The 7,603-nt window shown below is 70.8% G+C and carries 8 protein-coding genes; 4 read left to right on the top strand and 4 right to left on the bottom strand.

Annotated elements, in window-relative coordinates; genetic code table 11:
• From ACFFNX_RS09345 to ACFFNX_RS09330, 4 genes are all read left to right on the top strand, one after another.
• Positions 1–473: lanthionine synthetase LanC family protein (locus tag ACFFNX_RS09345; protein WP_378198104.1), on the top strand; the 473-nt coding region annotated here is incomplete at its 5' end.
• Between the two features lie 151 nt (positions 474–624).
• On the top strand, positions 625–1,431 hold the full coding sequence (locus tag ACFFNX_RS09340; RefSeq protein ID WP_378198102.1) for an SAM-dependent methyltransferase: 807 nt from the start codon (positions 625–627) through the stop codon (positions 1,429–1,431).
• A gap of 75 nt (positions 1,432–1,506) precedes the next feature.
• Positions 1,507–2,067 carry a DinB family protein gene (locus ACFFNX_RS09335; protein WP_378198100.1) on the top strand — a complete coding sequence of 187 codons (561 nt, stop codon included), beginning with the start codon at positions 1,507–1,509 and terminating at the stop codon, positions 2,065–2,067.
• Positions 2,068–2,120: 53 nt separating this feature from the next.
• On the top strand, positions 2,121–2,618 hold the full coding sequence (locus ACFFNX_RS09330; protein ID WP_378198098.1) for an EXPERA domain-containing protein: 498 nt from the start codon (positions 2,121–2,123) through the stop codon (positions 2,616–2,618).
• Here the strand turns inward: ACFFNX_RS09330 and ACFFNX_RS09325 are convergent.
• The 4 genes from ACFFNX_RS09325 to ACFFNX_RS09310 form a co-directional block, all read right to left on the bottom strand.
• On the bottom strand, positions 2,602–3,627 hold the full coding sequence (locus ACFFNX_RS09325; protein WP_378198096.1) for a cation diffusion facilitator family transporter: 1,026 nt from the start codon (positions 3,625–3,627) through the stop codon (positions 2,602–2,604). The two genes, ACFFNX_RS09330 and ACFFNX_RS09325, sit on opposite strands and share 17 nt — an antisense overlap.
• A gap of 110 nt (positions 3,628–3,737) precedes the next feature.
• Positions 3,738–4,685: a M56 family metallopeptidase gene (locus ACFFNX_RS09320; protein WP_378198094.1), complete on the bottom strand. Its 948-nt coding sequence runs from the start codon at positions 4,683–4,685 to the stop codon at positions 3,738–3,740.
• Positions 4,682–5,071, bottom strand: coding sequence for a BlaI/MecI/CopY family transcriptional regulator (locus ACFFNX_RS09315; protein ID WP_378198092.1), 390 nt, complete (start codon positions 5,069–5,071; stop codon positions 4,682–4,684). Before ACFFNX_RS09315 ends, ACFFNX_RS09320 begins: the two co-directional genes overlap by 4 nt.
• A gap of 936 nt (positions 5,072–6,007) precedes the next feature.
• Complete coding sequence (locus ACFFNX_RS09310) at positions 6,008–7,579, bottom strand: LCP family protein (RefSeq protein WP_378198090.1); 1,572 nt, start codon at positions 7,577–7,579, stop codon at positions 6,008–6,010.
• Positions 7,580–7,603: the final 24 nt, after the last annotated feature.

Here is a 7,603-nt window from a genome sequence, read left to right as displayed (position 1 = left end):
CGGCCGAGGCGCTGGTCGCCGACCTGAACGGCCCCGCCGCCCGCCCGATGGGCGCGTCCTGGTGCCAGGGCATGTCCGGCATCGCGAGCGCCCTCCTCCACGCCGCGCGCGCCTACGACGACGAGCGGTACCTGGCCCTGGCCGAGCGGGGCGTCCGCGCCTGCCTCGCGCTCGCGCCGCGAGCGTGGGTCACCTCGCAGTGCTGCGGGCTCGCCGGAATCGGCGAGGCGCTCATCGACGCCGCGATGGCGACGGGCGACCCCGCGTACTGGCAGGGCGCCGAGGAGATCGCGGGCCTGATGCTCACCCGGGCCGGCGGACCACCGGCCGCACCGCTCTTCCCCGGCAACGACCTGGACACGGCGGCGTTCACCTGGGGAACCGGCACCGGGGGCGTGCTGTCGTTCCTCCGCCGCCTCGACCGCCGTGACGGCGCCCGCCTGTGGACGCCCGGCTGGTGCCTCCCCGTCTGATCTGTGTGGGAAAGTTGGGATCTCTGATACTCCTGGCGTCCGAATTGGCCTATGCTTTACAGACGGGTTTACGCCAGTAGGCGAGAGGAAAACGGCTGTGAGTAAGGCTGCTGACGGCGGTCCACCAGACGGCGCCTCAGACGACCGGCTCATGGCCAGACCCTCGGACAATCTGCGTACGGATGTGGCGCACGGCGCGCGTATCTACGACTACATCCTCGGTGGTAAGGACAACTACGCCGCCGATCGCGCCGCGGGTGACGCCACGCTGCAAGTATGGCCGGCACTGCGGATTCACATGCAGGCCAACCGCAGCTTCATGCATCGCGTGGTCCGTTACCTGGCCGCGGAAAAGGGCATTCGCCAGTTCCTCGACATCGGCACCGGCATACCCACCTCGCCCAACTTCCACGAGGTGGCCCAGGAGATCGCGCCCGAATCGCGGGTGGTCTACGTCGACAACGATCCCATCGTTCTCGTCCACGCCCGCGCGTTGATGAACAGCACCCGCGAGGGCAGGACCGCGTACATCCAGGCGGATATGCGTGAGCCGGAGAAAATCATCTCCGCGCCCGAACTCCTGGACACCCTCGACCTGACTCGGCCGATCGGCCTGACGCTGATCGCCATGGTGCACTTCCTCGAGGACGACGAGGAGGCGTATCGGGTGGTGCGGAGGATGGTGGACATCCTGCCGCCGGGCAGCTACTTCGCGGCCGCCATCGCCACCGACGACTTCGCCCCTGAAGTGCTGGGAAGGGTCCAGGAGATCTACCACGCGCACGGCGAGGCCCTTCGCTGGCGCAGCCTGGCACAGGCGGAGAGGTTCTTCGAGGGCCTCGAACTCGAGGATCCCGGCGTGGTGCAGATCCACAAGTGGCACCCCGACTCGACCCACATCGGGCGTGTCAACGACGCGGACATCGCCATGTACGGAGCCATCGCCCGCAAGCCCTGAAAGCGACCTCACCGCCGGGCCGCTGCCGGGAGAATTCGCTGGCGATCCGGGGACCCGAGGACCACCATGGCCAGAGTGAGCGACCAACCTGGGCGGTGGAGTCAGGCGAACATCTACCCGGACATGTGGGTGGACCCGGATGAGGATCCCCGCGACAACGCCGGGGCGAGTCCGGACGGCGAGCCGGCGACGCTGCGGGACTACCTGACGAACTATCGGCTGACCCTGCTGATGAAATGCGAGGGCCTCGACCCGGAACAGCTGGCCCGGCGGTCGGTGCCGCCGTCGACGATGTCCCTGCTCGGCCTGCTCCGGCACCTCGCCGAGGTGGAGCGGGACTGGCGCGGCTGGATCCTGCCCGGCGACCCTCCACCGAGGCTGTACGGTGCGCGCGACGCCGACTTCGACGGCGCGGTCGCCGAGCAGGCGGTCGTCGACGCCGCCCATGCCGACCTGGCCCGTGAGCAGGCGGCCACCGACGCCGTGCTGGCCGAGCATCCGGACCTGAGCGAGCGTGTGGGCAGGGACGCCATCGCCGTCCGCGAGCTGCTGGTGCACCGGATCGAGGAGTACGCCCGGCACTGCGGCCACGCGGACCTGCTGCGCGAGTGCCTCGACGGCCGCGTGGGCCAGTGACGGGCCGGGGACGCGGATGAGGGCGAGATCTTGGCACGCCTAAGATCGGCGTCATGAGCGTGTCGCTGCCGCTGCGGGATCGAAAGATCGACGTCTTCTTCGCGGTGCTGTTCTCGGCCTTCACGGTGACGTCGCTGATCAGCGACCTGCTCCCGACCGTGGGCGTGAACTTCTCGCGGCCGACCGGCAACTTCTTCGTCGACTCCAACTACTGGTACGCCCACGACGCCGACCCGCTGTTCATGCACCCGCCGGACTGGATGCGGATCGTCACCGGGCTGTCGGCGTTCGTGTACATGCCGTTCTACGTGGTGCTCGTGTACGCCCTGGTGACCGGGAGAAACTGGATCCAGCTGCCGGCGGTGGTGTACGCCACGATGATCGTCACACTGACCGGGATCGTCGTGTTCGGCGTCGAGTTCTTCGGCGACCCGGCCACGCGCACCGGCAACCCGGTGAAGTTCCTCGTGTTCAACCTGCCGTACGTCGTGGTGCCGCTCCTCCTGCTCATCCGAATGCGCGCGGCGCGGCCGTTCACCCGCCGTTTCTGACTCGATCCCCCTGGCCGGCGGGACGGTGGATCGGCCCGTGGGAGTCCTCGCAGTGCTCTGGTTCGATGCCGCCCGCCGCCGGCGCGTGGTCGACCTGGAGCGTCGTGTGGGTGATCTGGTAGGCCTCGGCGAGGACGGCCTCCAGATCGGCGCGTACGGCGTGGCAGTCCTCGCCGTCGGCGACCAAGACGTGGGCGGAGGCGGCCGGCAGGCCGGAGGTGATCTGCCAGATGTGCAGGTCGTGGATCTCGGCTACGTACGGGCGGGCGGCCAGGGCTCGGCCGATCGCCTCGGGTGCGAGTCCGGCGGGAGCGGCCTCGAGGAAGATCCGCCCGGATTCGCGGACGAGTCCGTAGCCGGCCTTGAGCATGAGGGCGACGACGACGAGGGAGGCGATCGCGTCGGCGCGGGCGAATCCGGTGAACACCATGGCCAGGCCGGCGACGGCCGTGGCGATGAACGCGTACAGGTCGGTGAGGATGTGCTGGAAGGCACCGTCGACGTTGAGGCTGGTGCGGTTCGCACGCGAGATCATCCACGCGGCGCCGACGTTGATCACGATACCGACCAGAGCGGTCGCCAGCACGAGTCCGCCGGTGACCTCTGGCGGCTCGACCAGGCGCCGGACCGCCTCGTAGGCCAGCCATACCGACAAGAGCAACAGGCTGAGCCCGTTGGCCTGGGCGGAGAGGATCTCGGTGCGCTTCAGCCCGTACGTGTAGTTCCCGCGTGCGGGTCTGGCGGCGAGCCGCATCGCGACGAGGGCCAGCACGATCGAGGCGGCGTCGGTGAGCATGTGCGCCGCGTCGGAGAGCAGTGCCAGGGAGTGCGCGATCAGGCCGACGACCACCTCACCCGCCATGTAGGCGACGATCAGCGTGAGAGCGCCCGCCAGCCACCGCTGGTCGGCGTCCGCGCTCACGCCGTGGGAGTGCCCGGCGTGTCCGCCGCCGGCGTTGTCCTGCTCATCGTGAGCGTGGGAGGTGCCGTGCGGATCATGGCTGGTCATGTCGATGTCTCCACGGGAGGGGCGGTGTCACGGGCGGGCGGCGGCCGAGCGTGAGGTCGGGCGTCCGCGGCGGGCATCAGTGGCCGGTGCCGCCGCGCTCGGTGGGTCTCCTACACGGTATAGGAGCCCTCGGTGCGAACCTCGCTCGGCAAAAGAGCGGGATCGCGTCGGCCCAGGCGGCACGGACCACCACCGGGACGATGATCGAGAGCGCGATCGCCATTCGGCTCAGCAGGCGGACATGCGCTCCCTGCTGCGTCATGCCGCCTTCGAGACGGGCCAGGCGCCGCGCGAGTACGGACCGGTCGGCCGGGCCGGGCGAGTCCCCCGGCCGGGTACGGCGACAGGGCGCGTTTCCGCAGGGCGGCGACGACGTCCGGACCGGTGCGTCGGGCCGCTTCGTCGTCGGCGACCATCTCGGTCAGTGGCGGCAGGTGGTCGCGCGCCGGGCGGAAGCTGGGCAGCCAGGCGAGGGCCGTGCCCGCGGCGTCGACGAGAGTGGGGATCAGGTGATGGCGCCTGCCGAGGTGGGTGCGTTCGTGGCTGAGGACGGCCCGCAGTTGGGCCGCGTTGAGCCGGCGGAGCGCGCCGCCGCTCATCACGATCTGCCGTTCACGCTCGGGCAGGCAGTACACGACGGACATGAGGCGGACGTCGGGGAGATCGTGGGACGGGCCGGTCACGAGGCCGAGCGCCTCGCGGTGACGCCGGCGTCGCGCGACGGTGCGGCGGCAGCGCCTGGTCGCGACCAGGGTGAAGGCGATCGCCGCGGCCGGCGGGAGGACGCTCACCAGGGAGGTCGTGCCGCCGCTCGGGTGTTCGTGGTGCTTCAGGTAGTGCGGCAGCCACTCGATCACGTGATGGCCCAGACCGGGTCGGCCGAACAGTGCGGTGGCCACGAGCCCGGTCAGCGCGGCGAGCGTTCCGGCCAGTACGCCGAGCCAGGCCGCGATCGCCGCGCCCGGCAGCCGGAGCGGCCGGCGGCTGCGCGCCGGCACGGGGCCGGCCGCGCCTCCGAGCAGGACAACGATCGTCGCCAGTGCGGCCATGGAGATCATCGTTCGTCACCTCCCGCCGATGGCGGGCGCGAGCGTTGCGCCAGTTCGAGCAGCAGCCGGTGGGCGTCCCGCGGGTCGATGGTCTCGGCGAACCGCGCCAGGGCCGGTCCTCGATCGTCCACCCCGGCCAGCGCCTCGACCATGACCTCGGCGACGTGTTCCTCACGGCTCCGCGTCGGTGCGTAACGGTAGGCGTTGCGGTCCAGGGTCCGGACGAGGAATCCCTTGTGGACCAGCCGGTCGGCGACGGTCTGCACGGTGGTGTAGGCCGACGGCCTGTCCGCCTTGGCGTTGACCCGTTCCATCAGGGCGCGGACGAGCAGGGGTTCGCCGACGTCCCAGAGCGCCTCCATGATCGCGCGTTCCAACGGGCCCGCGATCGCCATCGGTACCCCCCGTTCCGGCCGGACCGCCCCACAGGCTGCCGTGTCTCCTACGGATTTTAGGACTTCGCGGTCGTCGCTCCGGGCCGTTCGGGCCTGCGGCGGCGGGTGACATCACGCTCACTGGGGGGCTTCAGGAGAGCCATCCCCGAGGTCATGGTCACTACATGAAGTAGGAGGGCCCGACGGTTCCACGAGGTGTATCTGCCGCAGGGAATCGGGGCGATGAACGCCGTCGAGCACGGCCGGGGTCCCGACCACGGGGCCTGGATCGCGGCCGGGCTGGTGTCGGTGTCCAGCCTCGCGGGGGGCGTGGCCGGCCCGGCGCGACTCCACCCGCGTGATCGTGTGGCCGCCGATCGCATCGGCGACGATGCTGGTGATCGCGATGATCGACCTTCTGCCGGAGACGGGTCTGCCCTGGTGGGCGATTGGCATCGCCGCCGCGGTCGGCTTCGCCGTGATCACCTGCTTCACGCAGGGGCTGCGGCTGCGAGGCGGACACGGTCCGGGCGGCGGGCCGGCCCGCGCCGGGCCGCCACCGCCGCCGGAGACAGACGGTCGACACGGCGTTGTTCGGCGGCGTGGGGACGGCCGTGGCGCTGACCGCGCACCGGGCGATCGAGGGTGCGACCCTGGCCCTCACCGCCTCTGTCGTGGTCGTCATCGCGCTCATGGTGCACTCGGCGAGCGTCGGTGCGCTCACCATCGGTGCGCTGATCGTGGCGGCTCACACGAGCGAGGACTCACATCCGGTGCGCCTGGCCCCAGCACCGGCGCGGAGTCCGTCGCGGCCGTCCGGTGCTCCAGGGCGAGGCCGATCGGAGAACCGCCTCCGACCGCGGTCGCTCGTACCAGGGCAGGTATCCGGCGGAGCCGGTCCGCCGCGCACACCGAAAGAAAGGGACACCGCCCGGTCAGGCCGAGGAGCGGGGGCGGTCAGTCAACGCACGGTATGCCGCCCCCGGCGACGGCGCCGCCCTGGGCTCCATCAGTGGGGATGGGGGCCGCCCGGACGCTCTTCGGACGACCGTGACTCGACGAGATGTCGGGCATCGTGGCGTTCTCGCCGAGGTCGACCCGGACGTGGCCGGGAGGAACGCTCGGGCCCGGACGGGCGGTCGCACCGAGGACATCGGCGATCTTGCCGGCCGAGGCCTTGGCGCCGTTGCCGTAGCGGACGATGGTGTGGGCGCGTGTCCTGGCGTTGCCGACGTCGCCCTTCGCGTAGCCGAGGGCGGCGAGGCGGCCGGCGACGCGGGTCGCCAGACCGGCGGTCGCTCCGCCGTTGAGCACATCGACCGTCGGTGGCGGGGTGGAGGTTTCGGGGCTGGGGGAGGTGCCCCCGGCGTGCCCGTGGGGAGCGAACGCGGCCTGAGTGATCGCCTTGATCCTGACCGGGTCGATGACGTTGACGGACTGGCCGTGGACGAGTGCGTAGCGTTCGATCGGCAGGGTGTGGAACTCGACGTTCCCGCCGGTCAGGCTGCGGGCCTGTCGTGCGAAGCCGAGGACGTCCCAGCCGGCGTCGAGCACGACGTCCTTCCGGGCGACGTTCAGGAGGCTCCGCATCTTGCTCAGGTCGGTGAAGGCGCCCTGGGTGCGTAGCTCGTGGGTCACGGAGGACAGGAACGCCTGCTGGCGGTGGGTGCGATCCAGGTCGCCGTTGGTCAGGCCGTGGCGCTGGCGTACGAAGGCCAGCGCCTGGGAGCCGTTCAGGTGCTGACGGCCGGCCGGGAAGTTCGCGCCGGAGTAGGAGTCCTTCACCGGATGGTTCAGGCAGACGTCGACGCCGCCGAGCGCGGTGGCCAGGTCATAGAAACCGGCGAGATTGATCTCGGCGAAGTGGTCGATCGGTACGCCGGTGAGGTTGCGGACCGTCGCGATGGTGGCTCTGCGCGCCGCCTCGCGGCCCTGGTGCTCCAGCGCGCTGCCGTGCACGCCCTGCTTGGACAGGGTGATCTCTTCGTAGTACTTGGTCAGCCCGTACGCCTCCTTGATCTTGCCGCGCCGTTGCGGTCCGAGCGCGTCGGCGTAGCTGACGTAGTCGTCGCGGGGGATGGAGAACGCGGTGGCCCTGCTGCCGTCGCCGGGCACGTGCACGAGGATGAGGGTGTTGGTGTTGTATCCGCCGACCCCGTTGTCGACGCCGCGTCTGCTTCCGGCGTGCAGCTGTTTGAGGATCGCCGCGGGAAGGTCGTTGCCGTTCTGGTCTTTGCGGCTGTCCAGCCCGATGAGCAGGATGTTGGCCGCGCTGCCCGTCGATCTCGGGCCCTGGATGGCGTGTGAGGATCCGAGGTCGCGCAGGTCGCTGAGGAGCAGAGAGCCGATCGCGCCGGCCAGGAGCACCAGCGTGGAGGCCGCGCCGGTCAGCGCGTAGCCGATGAGCGCTCCGCGGCCGCCCCGGCGTGGCGCGGCCGGCTCGCGGCGATGTCCGGCGGCCGCCCGCGTCCGGTGTCGCCGCCGTGGTCGTCCGGCCGACGTTTCACGCCCGCTCCCGTTCTCACCCACCATTGCTCCCCCGAACACCAGCTG

Source organism: Actinoallomurus acaciae (assembly GCF_042429965.1).
Classification (GTDB): domain Bacteria; phylum Actinomycetota; class Actinomycetes; order Streptosporangiales; family Streptosporangiaceae; genus Actinoallomurus; species Actinoallomurus acaciae.
This window is presented reverse-complemented; position numbering and strand designations above follow the sequence as displayed.